Origin of the sequence: Candidatus Pelagibacter sp. Uisw_099_02 (genome assembly GCF_047727625.1) — a bacterium.
GTDB lineage: Bacteria > Pseudomonadota > Alphaproteobacteria > Pelagibacterales > Pelagibacteraceae > Pelagibacter.
On the sequence record NZ_CP159822.1, the window covers coordinates 521824 to 538435 of the forward strand.

The 16612-nt window shown below is 28.6% G+C and carries 23 protein-coding genes; 15 read left to right on the top strand and 8 right to left on the bottom strand.

The genetic code is table 11. The features are described 5' to 3' along the window. Window position 1: 1 nt before the first annotated feature. From ABXT47_RS02775 to ABXT47_RS02800, 6 genes are all read right to left on the bottom strand, one after another. The gene (locus tag ABXT47_RS02775) at window positions 2-520 is read right to left on the bottom strand and encodes a hypothetical protein (protein WP_415309221.1); all 519 of its coding nucleotides are present in this window, start codon (window positions 518-520) and stop codon (window positions 2-4) included. Between the two features lie 12 nt (window positions 521-532). Further along, entirely contained in the window at window positions 533-670 is a 138-nt protein-coding gene (locus tag ABXT47_RS02780; RefSeq protein WP_271525571.1) for a hypothetical protein, read from the bottom strand. Between the two features lie 232 nt (window positions 671-902). After that, window positions 903-1862 (bottom strand): hypothetical protein, encoded by a 960-nt coding sequence (locus tag ABXT47_RS02785; RefSeq protein WP_415309222.1) that lies wholly within the window; start codon window positions 1860-1862, stop codon window positions 903-905. A 249-nt stretch (window positions 1863-2111) separates the two neighbouring features. Beyond that, entirely contained in the window at window positions 2112-2753 is a 642-nt protein-coding gene (locus ABXT47_RS02790; protein ID WP_415309223.1) for an aquaporin, read from the bottom strand. Window positions 2754-2766: 13 nt separating this feature from the next. Continuing rightward, window positions 2767-2988 carry a DUF6552 family protein gene (locus ABXT47_RS02795; RefSeq protein WP_168606304.1) on the bottom strand — a complete coding sequence of 74 codons (222 nt, stop codon included), beginning with the start codon at window positions 2986-2988 and terminating at the stop codon, window positions 2767-2769. 82 nt (window positions 2989-3070) lie between these two features. Beyond that, a complete protein-coding gene (locus ABXT47_RS02800) occupies window positions 3071-4081 on the bottom strand; it encodes a zinc ABC transporter substrate-binding protein (protein WP_415309224.1) in 1011 nt (336 codons plus the stop codon). Window positions 4082-4169: 88 nt separating this feature from the next. Here ABXT47_RS02800 and ABXT47_RS02805 point away from each other — a divergent pair, with 88 nt between their 5' ends. The 4 genes from ABXT47_RS02805 to ABXT47_RS02820 are packed head-to-tail and all read left to right on the top strand — an operon-like array spanning window position 4170 to window position 7154. Further along, window positions 4170-4925: an ATP-binding cassette domain-containing protein gene (locus ABXT47_RS02805; protein WP_415309225.1), complete on the top strand. Its 756-nt coding sequence runs from the start codon at window positions 4170-4172 to the stop codon at window positions 4923-4925. A 2-nt stretch (window positions 4926-4927) separates the two neighbouring features. Then, window positions 4928-5731 carry a metal ABC transporter permease gene (locus ABXT47_RS02810; protein ID WP_415309226.1) on the top strand — a complete coding sequence of 268 codons (804 nt, stop codon included), beginning with the start codon at window positions 4928-4930 and terminating at the stop codon, window positions 5729-5731. Between the two features lie 22 nt (window positions 5732-5753). Continuing rightward, on the top strand, window positions 5754-6155 hold the full coding sequence (locus ABXT47_RS02815; protein WP_168606300.1) for a Fur family transcriptional regulator: 402 nt from the start codon (window positions 5754-5756) through the stop codon (window positions 6153-6155). After that, window positions 6156-7154, top strand: a complete 999-nt coding sequence (locus ABXT47_RS02820) for an Ldh family oxidoreductase (RefSeq protein WP_415309227.1) — start codon at window positions 6156-6158, stop codon at window positions 7152-7154. Here the strand turns inward: ABXT47_RS02820 and xth are convergent. Together xth and ABXT47_RS02830 are read right to left on the bottom strand one after the other, a co-directional pair. Continuing rightward, window positions 7146-7922, bottom strand: coding sequence for an exodeoxyribonuclease III (gene xth, locus ABXT47_RS02825; protein WP_415309228.1), 777 nt, complete (start codon window positions 7920-7922; stop codon window positions 7146-7148). The two genes, ABXT47_RS02820 and xth, sit on opposite strands and share 9 nt — an antisense overlap. Next, window positions 7922-8239, bottom strand: coding sequence for a HesB/IscA family protein (locus ABXT47_RS02830; RefSeq protein ID WP_168606297.1), 318 nt, complete (start codon window positions 8237-8239; stop codon window positions 7922-7924). The genes xth and ABXT47_RS02830 overlap by 1 nt, the downstream gene beginning before the upstream one ends. Window positions 8240-8289: 50 nt before the next feature. Between ABXT47_RS02830 and ABXT47_RS02835 the strand changes: the two genes are divergently transcribed. From ABXT47_RS02835 to yajC, 11 genes are read left to right on the top strand one after another with little or no spacing between them, the layout of a single operon-like run. After that, complete coding sequence (locus tag ABXT47_RS02835; RefSeq protein WP_415309229.1) at window positions 8290-9405, top strand: deoxyguanosinetriphosphate triphosphohydrolase; 1116 nt, start codon at window positions 8290-8292, stop codon at window positions 9403-9405. Next, window positions 9405-11138, top strand: a complete 1734-nt coding sequence (gene argS / locus ABXT47_RS02840; protein WP_415309230.1) for an arginine--tRNA ligase — start codon at window positions 9405-9407, stop codon at window positions 11136-11138. Before ABXT47_RS02835 ends, argS begins: the two co-directional genes overlap by 1 nt. Beyond that, complete coding sequence (locus ABXT47_RS02845; RefSeq protein ID WP_415309231.1) at window positions 11138-11398, top strand: hypothetical protein; 261 nt, start codon at window positions 11138-11140, stop codon at window positions 11396-11398. The genes argS and ABXT47_RS02845 overlap by 1 nt, the downstream gene beginning before the upstream one ends. Beyond that, window positions 11391-12338, top strand: a complete 948-nt coding sequence (locus ABXT47_RS02850) for a glycoside hydrolase family 3 N-terminal domain-containing protein (protein ID WP_415309232.1) — start codon at window positions 11391-11393, stop codon at window positions 12336-12338. Before ABXT47_RS02845 ends, ABXT47_RS02850 begins: the two co-directional genes overlap by 8 nt. 8 nt (window positions 12339-12346) lie before the next feature. Next, window positions 12347-13087, top strand: a complete 741-nt coding sequence (locus ABXT47_RS02855) for a segregation and condensation protein A (protein WP_415309233.1) — start codon at window positions 12347-12349, stop codon at window positions 13085-13087. After that, complete coding sequence (gene scpB / locus ABXT47_RS02860) at window positions 13084-13785, top strand: SMC-Scp complex subunit ScpB (protein WP_415309234.1); 702 nt, start codon at window positions 13084-13086, stop codon at window positions 13783-13785. Before ABXT47_RS02855 ends, scpB begins: the two co-directional genes overlap by 4 nt. 43 nt (window positions 13786-13828) lie before the next feature. Beyond that, window positions 13829-14032: a twin-arginine translocase TatA/TatE family subunit gene (gene tatA / locus ABXT47_RS02865; RefSeq protein ID WP_415309235.1), complete on the top strand. Its 204-nt coding sequence runs from the start codon at window positions 13829-13831 to the stop codon at window positions 14030-14032. A 5-nt stretch (window positions 14033-14037) separates the two neighbouring features. Then, window positions 14038-14271 carry a Sec-independent protein translocase protein TatB gene (gene tatB, locus ABXT47_RS02870; protein ID WP_415309236.1) on the top strand — a complete coding sequence of 78 codons (234 nt, stop codon included), beginning with the start codon at window positions 14038-14040 and terminating at the stop codon, window positions 14269-14271. Beyond that, window positions 14258-15022, top strand: coding sequence for a twin-arginine translocase subunit TatC (gene tatC / locus ABXT47_RS02875; protein ID WP_415309237.1), 765 nt, complete (start codon window positions 14258-14260; stop codon window positions 15020-15022). Before tatB ends, tatC begins: the two co-directional genes overlap by 14 nt. Continuing rightward, window positions 15015-16274 carry a serine--tRNA ligase gene (gene serS / locus ABXT47_RS02880; protein WP_415309238.1) on the top strand — a complete coding sequence of 420 codons (1260 nt, stop codon included), beginning with the start codon at window positions 15015-15017 and terminating at the stop codon, window positions 16272-16274. Before tatC ends, serS begins: the two co-directional genes overlap by 8 nt. Window positions 16275-16327: 53 nt before the next feature. Further along, a complete protein-coding gene (gene yajC, locus ABXT47_RS02885) occupies window positions 16328-16612 on the top strand; it encodes a preprotein translocase subunit YajC (protein ID WP_415309239.1) in 285 nt (94 codons plus the stop codon).

Here is a 16612-nt window from a genome sequence, read left to right on the forward strand (position 1 = left end):
TTTAAGATTTTTCAGAAATTTTTAATGGCAGATCTGATGTTACGTCAAATCTTTCTTTTTTTGTTATATCTTCAACCTGTTTAGCTTTTTTTTCTAAACACCATTTTTCATAAATTTTACAAAATGTGAATATTCCATTGTATCTATCAATCATTTTTACATTATCCAATTCGTCTTTTATCAAAAATTTAATATCATATAATTCCTTAATATTAACTTCTGTTAGAATTTCTCTTGTGTCAGGGTTATAATATCCAGAACCATCTTCACATGGTGTTTCTAAAACCTCATCTATATATTTTTGAAAAATTTTTCCTCTGACAAAATTTTCTTCAAAGTCTTGAGAGTTAATAGTTTCATAAATTAATCTTCTTAAAGGAGGTTTATTCATCTCAAACCACATTATAAGTAATTCGTAATAAATTAATTCATACAACCTTATATGTATGGGTTTGCCCTTAACTATTCTTGACCAATTAAGATATCTTCTTATATCTATATTTCTTTCAATACTTTTCATGACAAGTATTTTTTATTTACCTCCTTTAATTGTAGTGTAACCACATCTTTTGCACTCAAGTGTTGTAACTCTATCTGTTGGTCCAAAACCAAACTCAATATTTAACGTTTTGTAGTCATGTATGCCCATAAAACAGAGTATTTTTATCATTTTCAAAAACATAATTTTGACACTTTAAATTGTTAAATTTATTTTTTGATGGTCAGCAGATAGCTGAAATAACTGCGGAGATTTGAGAAATAACTATACCGCAGAATTAGATAAAGTTCTACAAGTGTTCAGCTATTTTAAACTTATTTAATTAAGTAGAGATCTTTTTAAACTTTTTTTAAAAACAAATATGGCCGTATTAAATAATAATACGACCACATAATAAATTTAATTAAAACCAGTTGTTTGGAATAATGATGTAGTGAATTGCTAATACAATTGCTACTGATACCGTTAATCCTACAGTCATTTTAAGGAAGTCTTTACCAATCAAAGGAAAGACATATTTAAACTTATAGTCCTTATTCATTGTAGATATTGCAAGCTCTCTACCACACAACAAACCAACAAATACCCAAGTTGTTGACATTGGTAAATCATTAAGTTCTTTAAAGTAGTAAAGAACAGCAGCATAAATCACATTAATTATTGTTGCTGATCGTGCGTATCTAGTTCCAGTTTTATCTAAAACAACTTTTTGAATTGTTCCTCCGTTTATGTAGAAGATATAAAAAAGAAGAGCTGTAAAGTATGCAAGAACAATTAATAATAAATTTACATCTATTTGTCTTGGAAGATATACGGCTATATTAGCTACGTCGTGAGATAACCAAACCCACCATAACCAAGCAGAAGTTACCCATACAGAGTTTCTCCAAAAACCTATCCATTTATCTTCAACTTCATCAAATTTCTCATTGATAAATTTAGATACTACTATCCAACAAATGTATGCTGCAACAGCTGCTAAGCCATATCCTACAACACTCTTCATAAGCATTTTTTCAAGAACTACAGTTGATGCAAATGCTGACAGCACTAAAAAGGTAGTTGAAACAGGTATACCTATTCTTGTTAATACTAAAAGTATTCCAGGAGCCACAGCATGATACCACTGTATTTCTTGGAAAGGAATTCTTGTTAATCTTCCGTAAGATATATCACCAGCATTACTGTACCAGCCCCATGTGATAGCAAGTATCATTACAAATGAAGCAGCGCTTGCAAGCGTATACCATTTAAACCATTTTTGTTTTGACGCTATAAATGTTCCAAGCGTTTGAATTGAATCATTTGCTATAACGCTATATCCCGCTAAAGCAAAACCGATGATCGTATATATTGTTGTCATTTCCATCTTATTTTTCCTATTTTTTATTTATCTTTATTGTTTTCCATTTCGAATGATTCTTATTCTTGAGGTCGATTTAATAGAGAAGAGAAATTTTATCTATAAGTAAATTTATTAATATCTTTTGTGGAGAGTTGATTCATCCACAATTATATTATTTAAAGTTGAAGTCTATACAGAGAATTCAACTAAATATTTTTAAGGAGGGTTGATTCACTCTTAATACATTATTGAAAAATTATATCTACTTTAAAGTAATTTTTTTATTAAGAATACGGCAATCAATGCACCAATTAATTCTGCAATTATATAGGTTGGTGTATTAAGATAATTAATACCAGTAAATGATTCTGTAAAAGTCCTTGCTATTGCTACAGCTGGGTTTGCAAAAGACGTTGAAGAAGTAAACCAATAACCAGCAGTAATATAAGTTGCAACACATGCTGCAATTGTTGTTTTACCATCTTTTAAAGTTGCAAAAATAATAAATATCAGACCAAAAGTAGCTACAATTTCTGCTAGAAATATATGAAAGCCATCTCTATTTTTTGTAGATAATTCAATTATATTATGTTCAAAAAATACATTAGCCAACATTACACCTAATAAGCATCCCAATATTTGAGCTGGAATGTATGTGATTAAAAGTTTTCCTTTAATTTTTTTGGTTAAATACATTGCTAAACTTACAAAAGGATTAAAGTGAGCACCTGAAATTTCTGCAAAAGCCGTTATCAAGACAAATAACCCAGCTCCAGTTGCAAGTGTATTTGCAGTAAGTCGTAAAGCATTATCATTTGTAAGATTTTCAGCCATTATTCCAGAGCCAACAATAATCATCACTAAAAAACAACTACCTATAAATTCACCAATAAAAATTCTATTTTTCATAATCTAATAATGATTAAATTATAATTTTATAAATGCCAATTAAGAATAGCGGTATCTGCAAACCAAAGTTTGTTAATATAGCCTTATCTTTTGATATAAAACCAGCTATCGTCCAACCAATTACTCCAAGACCATGGAAGTAGATGTTAATAGGGTAGATATTTAAATTAGTTAGTAATATTCCAGTTAATACTAAAGCAGTACTGATCCATTTAAGGTATTTTTTAATAAACATAGTCTCCTCTATATGTAAGTTTTATGAGGATTTTATTACAATATAGAAGAGACTGAAATCTTTATTTAATTACTAAATAATATTAGCAATTAAATGAAGCCGACATATTTCTGATTAAATCAAAATATAAATCTTTTCCTGGTTTTAGATTGGCACCTAGTGGATCCAGGACACCAGTTTTTACATTTGTATCTTTGGCAATAGATTTGATTATATCAGGATTAAATTGAGGCTCTGACAATATGCAACTCACATTATCATGTTCAATGACTTCATGAATTTCATGAATTTGTTCTGCACCAGGCATAACATCAGGATTAACAGTCATTGCTCCAAGTATATTTACATCAAATCTATTTTCATAATATTGATATGCATCATGAAATACTACGTAACTAAGGTCTGTATTAGTTTCAGTAATTACATCAATTATTAGCTTATCAATTTCAGATATAGCTTTAGCTAAATTAGATTTATAAGTAGCTGCATTTTTTGAATCATTTTCAATTAAATGTTCAGTTATCTCATTTAATATCACTTTTGCATTAATTGGATCTAACCAAATGTGTGGATCATATTCACCATGCCCATGATCATCATGATCATCGTGCTCTTCTTTCTTAGCATCATGTCCGTGATCATCGTGCTCTTCTTTCTTAGCATCATGTCCGTGATCATCGTGCTCTTCTTTCTTAGCATCATCTCCGTGATCATCGTGACCTTCATGTTCCTCAAAAATATTTCTTTCTCTGAATTTTAATTTTTTAATGCCTTTAATTTCTAGTAATTCAATCTTTTCAGCTTTCTTAGCAATTGTAGCTAACGGTTTTTCTAAAAAATTTTCTAAGTCTTCTCCAATCCAAAATATAATATCTGCCTGTTCTAACATTTTAGCGTGAGAGGGTTTTAACTGGAAACTATGAGGTGAATTATAACCATCAACTATTAATCCTGGCGAACCTACACCATCCATTATATAACTAGCCAAAGAGTGGATAGGCTTAATAGACGTTACGACTTTTAAGTCTGCTTTTGCTAATGTTGAAAATGCTAATAGTCCAATTAACGTTGATATTAAATGTATTTTTTTCATAGTTTTAATTTGCTTTAAGTTAATGTTATAATATAACAAAGCGTAATAATATAACATATTTGATTAGTCAAGCCATTTTTAAAATAAAATGAATTTAGATAAAAAAGAAATATTAATAAAATTAAAAAACGTTGGAATTTTTCAAGATAATAAATGGTTGGTCCATGATGTATCTTTAGAAATTGAAAGAGGTAAAATTTTAACATTGATTGGACCAAACGGCTCTGGAAAAACCACTACAGCAAAAATTGCATTAGGAATTCACAAAAACATTAAAGGTAAAGTTACAAAAAATACAAATAAGATTGGTTATGTTCCCCAAAAAATATCAATCGATTGGACGTTGCCAATTAGAGTAATTGATTTTATGAGTTTAACTCAAACGCTTCAATTTGATGAAGTTGTAAGTGCTTTAAAATTAACAGAAGTAGAACATCTTAAACATAATGATTTAAGAAGTCTCTCTGGTGGAGAATTTCAAAGAGTTTTAATGGCTAGAGCAATAGCAAAAAAACCTGATTTACTTGTTTTAGATGAACCCGTTCAAGGTGTAGATTTTACAGGAGAAATTGCCCTTTATGAATTGATTAAAAAAATCTCTGATGAACTTAATTGTGGAATATTATTAATTTCTCACGATCTAAATGTGGTTATGTCTAAAACTGATTATGTTGTTTGTTTAAACGGGCATGTTTGTTGTTCTGGAACTCCTTTGAATGTTGCAAATAATAAAAACTATAAAGAATTATTTGGTGACCAAGCTTCAACACTATTATCTGTATACGAGCATAAGCATGATCATACCCATTCTACTGATGGTAGTATTAAAGAAAAGAAACATTGATAATGCTAGATGATTTTTTTATAAGAGCTCTAATTGCTGGCATAGGCATTGCTTTAGTTGCTGGTCCTCTTGGATGTTTTGTTATTTGGAGAAGACTATCTTTTTTTGGTGATACTTTATCTCATTCTGCATTACTTGGCGTAACTCTAGCCTTATCTTTTGATATTAATATTGCTTTATCAGTTTTTTTTATTTCTTCAGCTGTAGCACTAGTTTTGTTAAAGCTACAAAAAACTACCAACTTGCCAGGTGATGCCTTATTAGGATTACTAGCTCACTCATCTTTAGCTGTAGGTTTAGTGGTGATTAGCTTTTTATCATTTATTCGTTTTGATATAATGGGACTACTGTTTGGTGATATTCTTGCTGTAGCTCCAAATGACATATTTATTATTTGGATTGGTGGAGTATTAATATTATTAGTTTTAAAGATTATTTGGAAACCACTTTTTGCTTCAACAGTTAATTATGAATTAGCTGAAGCTGAGGGAATGAACCCAGCGAGAGTAAATGCAATTTTTACCATTCTAATGGCTGCTATAATTGCAATTTCTATTAAAATGGTTGGACTATTGTTAATTACAGGAATGTTAATTATTCCTGCAGCTATGGCACGTAATCTTTCTAATAATCCAGTTCAAATGGTTGTTTATTCTGTAATAGGTGGATTGCTATCAGTAATAGTGGGTTTATTTGCTTCATTAGAGTTAAACTCGCCGTCAGGACCATCTATAATCACAGCTGCATTAGTTTTGTTTATCTTGTCATTAACAAAAATAAATAAATTCACTCGATTGAAAAACTAGCGTGTAATTGCTAGAAGTACATATGAATCATAAAGAAGAATTTTTATCTAAAAATCAGCAAATTATTTTTGATTTTATAGAAAAAGCTAAAGAACCACTTAAGGCTTATTCCATTTTATTTAATGTTAAAAAAAAAGGAATTAAAGCACCACTACAAGTTTATAGAGCACTAGATAAATTAGTAGAGATTGGAAAAATACATAAAGTAGAAAGTAGAAATGCTTTTATAGCATGTAAAAGTTCAAGTTGTGAAATCTCACAAGCAACGGCTTTTTCAATATGTAATAAGTGTGAAAATGTTTCTGAAATTAATAATCCAAAACTTTCAAAATATTTAACTAATTTTGAAGACGATACCGGAATGCAATATAATAAATATAATTTAGAGTTTTTTGGTTTATGCAAAAAATGTAAAGCTAAATAAATGAATATAATATCCTTAACATTAAATGAAATTTTAGAATTAGCTAAAAAAACATTACTAGCTAATGGATGTGATGAAGAAAATGCTAGTATCTTAGCAGATACTATTATGAGAGCCGAAAGAGATGGTTCTGTTTCTCATGGTTTGTTTAGATTACCCGCTTATGTGGCTGGCTTAAAAAGTAAAAAAATTAATGGTAAAGCAAGACCTCAATTAGAAAATATTGCTCCAAGTATTATTAAGGTACTAGGTAATAATGCAGTTGCTCCTATGGTTTTAAGTTTAGGATTACCTGCTGTTATTGATTTAGCAAAAAAAAATGGTGTAGCAGTTCTAGCTATAAAAAATTCACATCATATGGCAGCTCTTTGGCCTGAAACTGAAGCTATTGCAGAAGCAGGACTTGTTGGTATAGCTTGTACATCTTATAAGCCTGCCGTTGCACCAGCGGGTGCTACGAAACCTTTATATGGTACAAATCCAATTTCTTTTGCATGGCCTAGACCTGGTAAAACTCCAGTTGTCTATGATATGGCAACTGCTTCAATGGCAATGGGTGAAGTTCAGATCGCAAAAAGAGAAGGGCACAAAGTTCCTCTTGGAACAGGTTTAACTAAAGATGGAAAAGAAACTACCGATCCTGGAGAAATTGCTGATGGTGGTGTTATACTTCCATTTGGTGGTTATAAAGGATCTAGTATAGCAATGATGGTTGAACTATTAGCTGGTGCATTAATTGGTGAAAATTTCAGTTTTGAAACTGCTGCTAAAGACAATAACGATGGTGGCCCTCCAAGCGGTGGCGAATTTATTATAGCAATCTCACCTGAGAAAATTTCTGGCAAAGGTTGGGATAAACATGCTGATGAGTTTTTTAGTAAAATGTCAGCTATGGAGGGTGTTAGGCTTCCAGGGGAAAGAAGACATAAAAATAGACTAGATAAAGGTCCAAGAAATATTAATGAAGAACTTGTTAATAAAATTAAATCTTTAAGTTAATTCAATTTCAATAGGGGTGTGATCTGAGGGTTTTTCTTTTCCTCTAGGGTCTTTATTAATATTAACATTCCTAACTATATTTAATAAAGAATTTGATACTAAGAAGTGATCAATTCTTAATCCATTATTTTTCTGCCAAGCACCTCTCATATAATCCCAATAAGTATAACCTTCTTTTTCACCATGAATATGACGGTAGGCATCATGAAAACCTAGATTAATCATTTCTCTAAATTTTTTTCTTATCTCAAGTCTGTATAAGGCGTCATCTTCAAAACCTTTAATATTATAAGCATCTTCTGCTGAAGGAAGAATATTAAAATCACCTGCTAAAATAATGTTTTCATTTTTCTTTGAAAGAGTTTTTAGCTGTTTAATCAAAGTATCTAACCATTCTTTTTTATAAGTATATTTATCAGTATCTACAGGATTACCATTTGGAGTGTAAATGTTAATTAGTTGAATATTTTTTTTCTTATGTTTTAATTCTGCTGAAATAACCCTAGATTGTTTCAATTTATCTTTAATTAAATCTATTCTAACATTTTCTAATTTATGTTTAGAAATGATTGCTACGCCGTTATAACTTTTTTGTCCAAATACATGGCTTTCATAATCTAATGATGAAAAATCATCATAAGGAAAAGTTTCGTCCTGGGTTTTAATCTCTTGCATCATGACAACATCAGGAGAAAATTTTTGAAGGTATTCTTTAATATTATCAATTCTTGCTCTAACAGAATTAACATTCCAAGATGTGATAATCATTATATGGAGAACGAAACACCACAACCGCAAGAAGATTTGCTTTGTGGGTTAGAGATTTTAAATTGATCACCAATTAATTCTGAAACAAAGTCCACTTCTGAACCTTTTAATAAGTCTGCTGAAGTTTTATCAATGAGAATATTTTCATGTTTTAAGTCGTCTGCTTCTAATTTTTTGTCAAAAGTAAACTCATATTGAAAACCTGAGCAACCACCTCCTTTAATAGCGATTCTAAAAAATGACCCTGGATCTTTTTGAGACAACAAATTATTAATCTGTTTTATAGCTTTATCTGTAAATTTAATTTCTTTAATCATATAACAACACTGATATTACTAATATAATATCAATTTATTAAATTTAAAGTATGAATAATTACTCAAATTTAGCACTATCTAAAAGCAAAGGTCGTATTTTTAAAGAAGCCAATTCACTTTATAGAACACCATTTCAAAGAGATAGAGATAGGATTATTCACAGTGCCTCATTCAGAAGGCTAAAGCATAAAACACAAGTTTTTGTTAATACAGAAGGGGATCATTTTAGAACTAGAATTACCCATTCAATTGAAGTTGCGCAAATTGCAAGATCCATAGCTAAACATTTAGGTTTAAACGATGATCTGGCTGAAACTTTAAGTTTGGCTCATGATTTAGGACATACACCCTTTGGTCATGCTGGAGAAGACGCACTTAACGAATGCATGGCTAATTTCGGCGGCTTTGACCACAATCTTCAAACTTTAAGAATAATTATGTTTCTTGAGCATAAATATCTTAAATTTAGAGGTCTTAATTTAACATTAGAAACTTTAGATGGATTATTAAAGCACAATGGTTCAGTTGAAGATCTTTCGACAGTTAATAGGTTGATTGGATTAAAAAACTTTAAAAATAAAGTAAATTTTAATAATTCTGGTTCATTAGAAGCTCAAATATCAGCAATCTCAGATGATATTGCTTATAACAATCATGATATACAAGATGGAATCAGAGCAAAAATGTTTAATTTAAACGACTTGATTGAAATTGATTTTTTTAAAGATATTTATAAATCACATAAAAAAAATATTAAAAATAATAATAAAGATATTTTAATATATCAAATAATAAGAGATTCAATTGATCTAATGGTAAGAGACTTAATTAAAAACACCAAAAATAATCTAAAAATTAATAAGATCAAATCTTTAAATGATGTTTATAAATTAGATAATCCTATAGTATCTTTTTCAAATAAATTTTTAGAGATTGAAAAAGAAGTTAGATTTTTTTTAAGAAGCAAAATGTATAATAATAAAAAAGTATTATTAAAAAACAATCATGGAAAAAAAATTGTTAATAAACTTTTTTATAAAATTAAGAATAAGCCAAAAAAATTCTTAAATGCTGACCAATTAAAAAATGACCCCAATAGAGCAATTGCTGATTTTATTTCAGGTATGACAGATAGATATGCAATCAATTTAAACAAAAGTATTTAATGAACATTTTTGATCTCTACTTAGATAAAATAATAATTTTGATTAAAAAACTAAATAAAGATGGCTCTTTAGAAATACCTAAATCTTTAAAAGGAATTAATGTAGATATACCACCATCAAATTTTGACTGCGATATATCAACAAATGTAGCCATGGTACTATCAAAGGTTAACAAAAAATCCCCAATTGATATTGCAAACACTTTAATTGATTTAATTAAGTGTGAAGATGAACAAATTGAAACCATATCAGTAGCAAAACCTGGCTTTATCAATATTAAATTTAAAGCAATATATTGGAACAATTTTATTAAAGATATTAACAAAAATTATAAAAATTTTGGAGTAAATATTAAAGAACAAAAAAAAAGATATCTTGTCGAGTTTGTTTCTGCAAATCCTACGGGGCCATTGCATGTTGGTCATTGTCGTGGTGCAATCTTAGGAGATGTGATTTCTAATATATTAATTTTTAATAAACATGATGTTTCCAAAGAATATTATGTAAATGATTATGGTAACCAAATTATAAATTTTACAAAATCTGTCTTTTATAGAATTAGGGAAATCCTTAATAACGAAAAGTTTCCTGTTGATAATCCAGATCTTTATCCTGGTGATTATTTAGTAGATATTGCAAAACATATTATTGATAACAACAAAAATTTAAAATTTAATCAATTTGAAGATGTGTCTAAAGAATTAACGTTATTAGGTGTAGCAGAGTCTTTGAAATTAATTAAAACTAATCTGGCTAATCTGGGAATAGTTCATGATAAATTTACTAGTGAAACTCAAATAGTTTTAAATAAAGAAGTTGAAAAAGTAATTGAAAATTTAAAAGAAAAAAAATTAGTATACGAGGGAAAAATTAAAGCACCCCAAGGAGAGGATGGTGATAATTGGGTTGAAAGAGAACAACTTCTATTTAAATCAACTGATTTTGGTGATGATAAAGATAGAGCTTTGCAAAAATCTGATAAATCATGGACTTACTTTGCCAGCGATGTTGCTTATCACAATAATAAACTTAACAGAGGTTTCGATGTACTTATTAATATACTTGGGGCTGATCACGCAGGCTATATAAAAAGAATTACCTCAGTAGTAGAAGCTCTTTCTAGTGGTAAGAGAAAGCTAGTTTGTAAAGTTAGTCAGTTAGTTAAGTTAATAAAAGATGGTAAACCTTTTAAAATGTCCAAAAGGAAAGGCGACTATATTACTGTAGAAGATTTGATTTTAGAAGTTGGTAAAGATGCAACAAGATTTATTATGCTTAATAGAAGCAGTGATGTTGAACTAGATTTTGATTTTGCAAAAGTTAAAGAAAAATCAAAAGATAACCCACTCTATTATGTTCAGTATTGTTTTGCTAGAATATCATCAGTCTTTAGACATGTTGATTTAAATATAAACAAGGATTTAGATATTAATGAATATAATTTTGACTATTCCAATGATGAGATAAAGATTCTAAAAAAAATTGCTGAGTGGCCCAAATGTATTGAGGCAGCTAGTTTAAGACTAGAGCCGCATAGAATCCCTGTTTATTTGTATGAATTATCATCAGAATTTCATTCATATTGGAATATGGGAAAAGATGATCCAAGTAAAAGGTTTATTAATGATCAAAAAAAAATCCCCAATGATAAATTGGTTTTTTTAAAAGTTATATCTAATGTAATTAGATCAGGAATGAATATTGTTGGTGTTGACACACCAGAAAAAATGTAATGATAAAAGAATTAAAATACCTCTTATATCTATTTATAATTATATTGTTTTTTTTCTTATCAATAAAATATTATTTTTCAGATGATAATAAAAAAAATTCTTATAGATCATTTAAACAGCTAGATGAAAAAATTACTAAGTATTCTCAAAATATAATTTTGCTAAGAAATGATACTATCGATATTGTCGAGTATATAGAAAAAAATATTAATAATAAAAAAAATTATAATTTTTGGAAATTAATAAATAATAATGATTAACAGAAGAAGTTTAATTACAGGAATTAAATCTACAACTTTATCTGTTAAAGAAAGAAAATTTCTTCAACAATATAAACCCTGGGGTGTAATACTTTTTTCAAGAAATATAACATCTTTGAAACAGACCAAAGAATTAACAAATCAAATAAAAAGAATATTTAAAGATAAAAATTACCCTATTTTAATTGATCAAGAGGGTGGACGAGTCAATAGATTTAAAAAGATTTTTAATGCAGATTCATTAACTAGTGAATTTTTTGGTAAACTTTACATGAAAGATAAAAAAAAATTTTATGCTTATTATAAAATTTTTATTAAACAGACATCTTTTTTATTAAAATCGATTGGAGTAAATATTAACACTCTACCCGTTCTTGACTTAAGGGTGAAAGGCTCCAGTTCAATCATTGGTGACCGATCATTTTCAAAAGACCCAAAAATTGTTTCTCAAATTGGTGATATTTGTATAAATAATTTTCACTCAAATAATATAGGAACTGTCATCAAGCACATTCCTGGTCATGGTTTAGCTAAAGTAGATAGCCATGAATTAACACCTAAAGTCAATAAAGATTTAGAATATTTATTAAAAAACGATTTTTCAACTTTTAAGAAAAAGTCTAGTTTTTTTGCTATGACCGCACATATAATTTACACCAATATTGACAAGACTAATACCGCTACTCATTCTAAAAAAATAATTAAATTAATAAGAAATAATATCAAATTTAAGAATATAATAATGTCAGATGATATATCCATGAAAAGCTTAAAAAATTCTATTAAAGTTAATACTTTAAGAGCTTTTGATGCTGGTTGTGATTTAGTTCTTCATTGTAATGGAAACATTAAGGAAATGCACGATGTTGCTATTAACTCACCTTTAATAAGTAATTTTATAATTAAAAAAACATCACAATTTTACAAGATTATAAGTTAATATTTAATATGACTGATACCGATTCTAATAATTTTAATGTTGATCTTGAAAACTATCAAGGTCCTCTTGATATTCTGTTAGATTTAGCTAAAGCACAAAAAGTTGATCTAGAAAATATTTCCATAACATTATTGGCTGATCAGTTTCATTACTATATTACAAAAGAAACAAATCTTAATTTAGAGATGGCATCTGAATATCTGTTGATGGCAACTTGGTTAACATACCTAAAATCTAAACTTTTAATACCAGGAAATCCTGAGGAAGAATTTAAATTATTAGAGGTAGCTCAACAACTTAAATTACAACTAAAAAAATTAGAATTAATACGTCTTCTTTCAGATCAAATGTTAAAAAGGAAAAGATTGGGTAGAGAAATTCGTTTAAGAGGAATTAAAGGAAACATTCGTTCAATTTATAGTACTGAATATAAATTAAATCTTTATGAATTATTGAAAGCATATTCAAGTATCATTATGACAAAAGATTTTCAAAGAATGAATATACCCAAACTTCCTGTATTTACTACAGAGGATGGAATTAAGCGTATTAGAGAATTTTTTGGTAAACTGGTTGATTGGAAGAATATTAACGATTTAATCCCCCAAAATTTCAAAGACAGTATGAAATATAAAAAAACTGGTAAAGCAGGAATTTTTGCTGGGTCTCTTGAACTTGTTAAAGAGGGAAATATTTCAATAAAACAAGAAAACTTATTTGATGAAATATATATTAAGGAAATAAAGTGACTAAATTAAAAAAAGATTTAAAAACTAACATTGTAACTTTTCCAAAAAAATTAAATGATAGTGAAAGAGAGATTGAAGCTATTGTCTTTGCTGCATTAGAACCCCTTGATATTGACACTATTGAATCTAAAATTTCAAAAAAAACTGATGTTTTAAAAACTTTAAATAAACTTCAAATAGAATACTCCACAAGAGGTATCAATTTAGTCTGTATTTCAAAAAGGTGGTCATTCCGAACTTCAGAAAATTTATCAAACTTGATGTCACAAGAAAAAACTGTTGAAAAAAAACTATCTAGAGCAGCCATTGAAACACTTGCTATTATTGTTTATCACCAACCAGTGACTAGAGCTGAAATTGAAGAAATAAGAGGTGTAGCTTTTGGAACTAATACACTAGATATATTAATGGAGCTAAATTGGGTTAAACCTCAGGGCCGCAAAGAAGTTCCTGGCAAACCAATTCAATATGGAACTACAATTGATTTTTTAAGTCATTTTAGTCTTCAAAAATTATCAGATTTACCAACTGTTGATGAACTAGGTTCAGCAGGATTAATTGATAGTGCTAATATAGATGATGCAATATTTGGTACAGGTAAATTTTACAAAGAAAAACAAGAAGAAAAGAAAGAAGACATCTATGAAAATATAGATGAAATGTTAAGTGGTACACTTGAAAAAGATGAGGATGCTTAATATAGTTCTTTAAAAATATAGATATTAAGGATATACAATAATTATGGCACCAAGTATTTGGCAAATAGGAATAGTTATAGTTCTAATAGTTTTACTGTTCGGAAGAGGTAAAATATCTAGTTTGATGGGTGATGTAGCTAAAGGTATAAAGAGTTTTAAAAAAGGAATGGCAACCGACCTTCCTGAGGAAAATGAAGAATCTAAAAATATTTCCGAAAATAATCAAGATACAAAAGACAAAGAATAAATCAAATGCCCACTATTGGCTGGTTTGAGATATTAATAGTAGCTGCTGTCGCTATCGTAGTTATAGGACCTAAAGACTTTCCATTTATGCTTAAAAAAGCTGGGTCATGGATTGGAACAATAAAAAAATATATTAATAATTTGCAAAATGAAGTTAATGATCTTGACTTAAACAGTATTAATACTGAAGAACCAAAAATTAAAATTAAAAATAAAGATAAAGATAATGACAAAATCTGAAAATGATGGGGGCTTCATAAGTCACCTTGCTGAGTTAAGAAAAAGATTAATTCAATCATTTATTTTTTTGTTTATTTTTTTCATAGGATGTTATTTTTTTGCAGAACATCTTTACGGTTTCTTAGTAGAACCTTATGCTAAAGCAGTTAAAGATGATGGAAGTGAGAGAAGGTTAATTTTTACAGCTTTACAGGAAACTTTTTTAACCTATTTAAAAGTATCGTTTTTTGCTGCATTCTTTGTTACATGTCCATTTATACTAATGCAGATATGGAAATTTATTGCACCAGGTCTCTATAAACATGAAAAAATTGCAATTGTGCCATATTTAATATTAACACCAATTTTATTTTTTCTTGGCGGTATGCTTGTTTATTATTTAATTATGCCTTTAGCGATTAAATTTTTTCTATCATTTGAAAGTAGTGGTTTAACAACAGGTTTACCTATTCAATTAGAAGCTAAAGTTAATGAATATTTATCACTAGTGATGAAATTAATTTTTGCATTCGGTATAAGCTTTCAACTGCCTGTGGTTCTTAGTTTACTCGCTAGAGTAGGAGTTGTTAATGCAAAATTTCTTAGAGATAGAAGAAAGTACGTTATTGTAATAATTTTTGCGGTAGCAGCATTATTGACACCACCCGATCCCATAACTCAAATTGGCCTAGCAATACCATTATTGATTTTATATGAATTATCTATAATTTCAGTGAATATTATTGAAAAAAAGAATAAAAAAAATGCATAACATAAAAGAAATCAGAAATGATATTGAGGCTTTTAAAGAAGGTTTGGATAAAAGATTTTTAGATATAGATGTGGATAAAATTTTATCTTTAGATGAAAAAAATAGAAATTATATCCAACAAAGAGAGATTCTCGAAAAAGAAAAAAAAGAAATTTCAAAATCAAAAAATAAAAAGCTTTTTGAAAAATCTAAAAATATTTCAACTGAGATTGAAAAAATTAACAACTTACAAAAAGTTGTTAGAGAACAATTAGAGACTATTTTATCATCAATTCCAAATATACCATATTTAGATGTGCCTATTGGCAAAGATGAAAACTCAAATATAGAAGTTTCAAAATCTGGAATAATCCCTAAATTTTTATTTAAACCTATGTCTCATTATGAATTAGGTGAAAACTTAGATATGTTAGATTTTGATCTAGCAACCAAAACTACAGGTTCAAGATTTGTTTTTGTAAAAGATAAACTTGCTTTATTAGAAAGAGCATTGTCTAATTTTATGCTCGACACTCACGTTAATACTAATGGTTATAAAGAGATTTCACCCCCATTGATTGCAACAGATTCTACCATGTTTGGAACTGGTCAATTACCAAAATTTGATAATGACCAATTTGAACTCAAACTTGACGACTCTACTGATAGAAAATTTTTAATTCCTACAGCAGAAGTAATTTTAACAAATATAGTCAAGGACCAAATTATTGATAAAAAAAATCTACCAATGAGAATGGTTGCTTCAACTCCTTGTTTTAGAAAAGAAGCTGGAAGTTATGGTAAAGATACTAAAGGGATGATCAGACAGCATCAATTTTACAAAGTTGAAATGGTGAGCATAGTTGAGACTGATAAGTGCTTATTTGAACTTGAAAGAATGACTAATTGTGCAACTAGGATATTAGATTTATTGGAACTTCCTTATAGAAAAATTATTTTATGTACAGGTGACATGGGTTTTAGTGCAGAAAAAACATTTGATATTGAAGTTTGGCTTCCATCAGAAGGCAAGTATAGAGAAATTTCAAGTTGTTCTTCTTGTGGCTCATTTCAAGCTAGAAGAATGAAGGCAAGATACAAGAATGACAAGAAAGAAACAGTTCTTGTTGGCACTTTAAATGGAAGTGGATTAGCAGTTGGTAGAACTTTAGTGGCTATATTAGAAAATTACCAACAGGAAGATGGTTCTATTAATGTGCCTAAAGTTTTAAAGCCATACATGAATAATATTGAGAAAATCTCTAAGATTTAAAGTTGTTTTAATTAGATAGATGTTGTAAGTATTCACTTTAATCAAGGAGATTTATGGATCAAGGAATAGGCCAGTTTATACCACTAATTTTAATTTTTGTTATTTTTTACTTTTTTTTAATAAGACCTCAACAAAAGAAAGTTAAAGAGCATAAAGCCATGGTAGAAAACTTATCAAGAGGAGACAAGGTCGTAACGTCTGCTGGAATTATTGGAACAATTGAGAGAATTATTGATAATGAAAAAGTTGAAGTACAAATTGCTGACAACGTTAAAGTAGAAATTATCAAATCCACAGGTATTCAAGGATTACTTAACTCCCCTGAAGTAAAAAAATAA

Coding starts and splice junctions, on each gene's coding strand:
- ABXT47_RS02855 (WP_415309233.1), top strand. CDS start 12,347: ATGACTGATACCGATTCTAATAATTTTAATGTTGATCTTGAAAACTAT.
- xth (WP_415309228.1), bottom strand. CDS start 7,922: ATGATTATCACATCTTGGAATGTTAATTCTGTTAGAGCAAGAATTGAT.
- argS (WP_415309230.1), top strand. CDS start 9,405: ATGAACATTTTTGATCTCTACTTAGATAAAATAATAATTTTGATTAAA.
- tatC (WP_415309237.1), top strand. CDS start 14,258: ATGACAAAATCTGAAAATGATGGGGGCTTCATAAGTCACCTTGCTGAG.
- ABXT47_RS02850 (WP_415309232.1), top strand. CDS start 11,391: ATGATTAACAGAAGAAGTTTAATTACAGGAATTAAATCTACAACTTTA.
- ABXT47_RS02805 (WP_415309225.1), top strand. CDS start 4,170: ATGAATTTAGATAAAAAAGAAATATTAATAAAATTAAAAAACGTTGGA.
- ABXT47_RS02845 (WP_415309231.1), top strand. CDS start 11,138: ATGATAAAAGAATTAAAATACCTCTTATATCTATTTATAATTATATTG.
- ABXT47_RS02780 (WP_271525571.1), bottom strand. CDS start 670: ATGATAAAAATACTCTGTTTTATGGGCATACATGACTACAAAACGTTA.
- yajC (WP_415309239.1), top strand. CDS start 16,328: ATGGATCAAGGAATAGGCCAGTTTATACCACTAATTTTAATTTTTGTT.
- tatA (WP_415309235.1), top strand. CDS start 13,829: ATGGCACCAAGTATTTGGCAAATAGGAATAGTTATAGTTCTAATAGTT.
- tatB (WP_415309236.1), top strand. CDS start 14,038: ATGCCCACTATTGGCTGGTTTGAGATATTAATAGTAGCTGCTGTCGCT.
- ABXT47_RS02795 (WP_168606304.1), bottom strand. CDS start 2,988: ATGTTTATTAAAAAATACCTTAAATGGATCAGTACTGCTTTAGTATTA.
- ABXT47_RS02830 (WP_168606297.1), bottom strand. CDS start 8,239: ATGATTAAAGAAATTAAATTTACAGATAAAGCTATAAAACAGATTAAT.
- ABXT47_RS02835 (WP_415309229.1), top strand. CDS start 8,290: ATGAATAATTACTCAAATTTAGCACTATCTAAAAGCAAAGGTCGTATT.
- ABXT47_RS02790 (WP_415309223.1), bottom strand. CDS start 2,753: ATGAAAAATAGAATTTTTATTGGTGAATTTATAGGTAGTTGTTTTTTA.
- serS (WP_415309238.1), top strand. CDS start 15,015: ATGCATAACATAAAAGAAATCAGAAATGATATTGAGGCTTTTAAAGAA.
- ABXT47_RS02785 (WP_415309222.1), bottom strand. CDS start 1,862: ATGACAACAATATATACGATCATCGGTTTTGCTTTAGCGGGATATAGC.
- ABXT47_RS02800 (WP_415309224.1), bottom strand. CDS start 4,081: ATGAAAAAAATACATTTAATATCAACGTTAATTGGACTATTAGCATTT.
- ABXT47_RS02820 (WP_415309227.1), top strand. CDS start 6,156: ATGAATATAATATCCTTAACATTAAATGAAATTTTAGAATTAGCTAAA.
- ABXT47_RS02815 (WP_168606300.1), top strand. CDS start 5,754: ATGAATCATAAAGAAGAATTTTTATCTAAAAATCAGCAAATTATTTTT.
- ABXT47_RS02810 (WP_415309226.1), top strand. CDS start 4,928: ATGCTAGATGATTTTTTTATAAGAGCTCTAATTGCTGGCATAGGCATT.
- ABXT47_RS02775 (WP_415309221.1), bottom strand. CDS start 520: ATGAAAAGTATTGAAAGAAATATAGATATAAGAAGATATCTTAATTGG.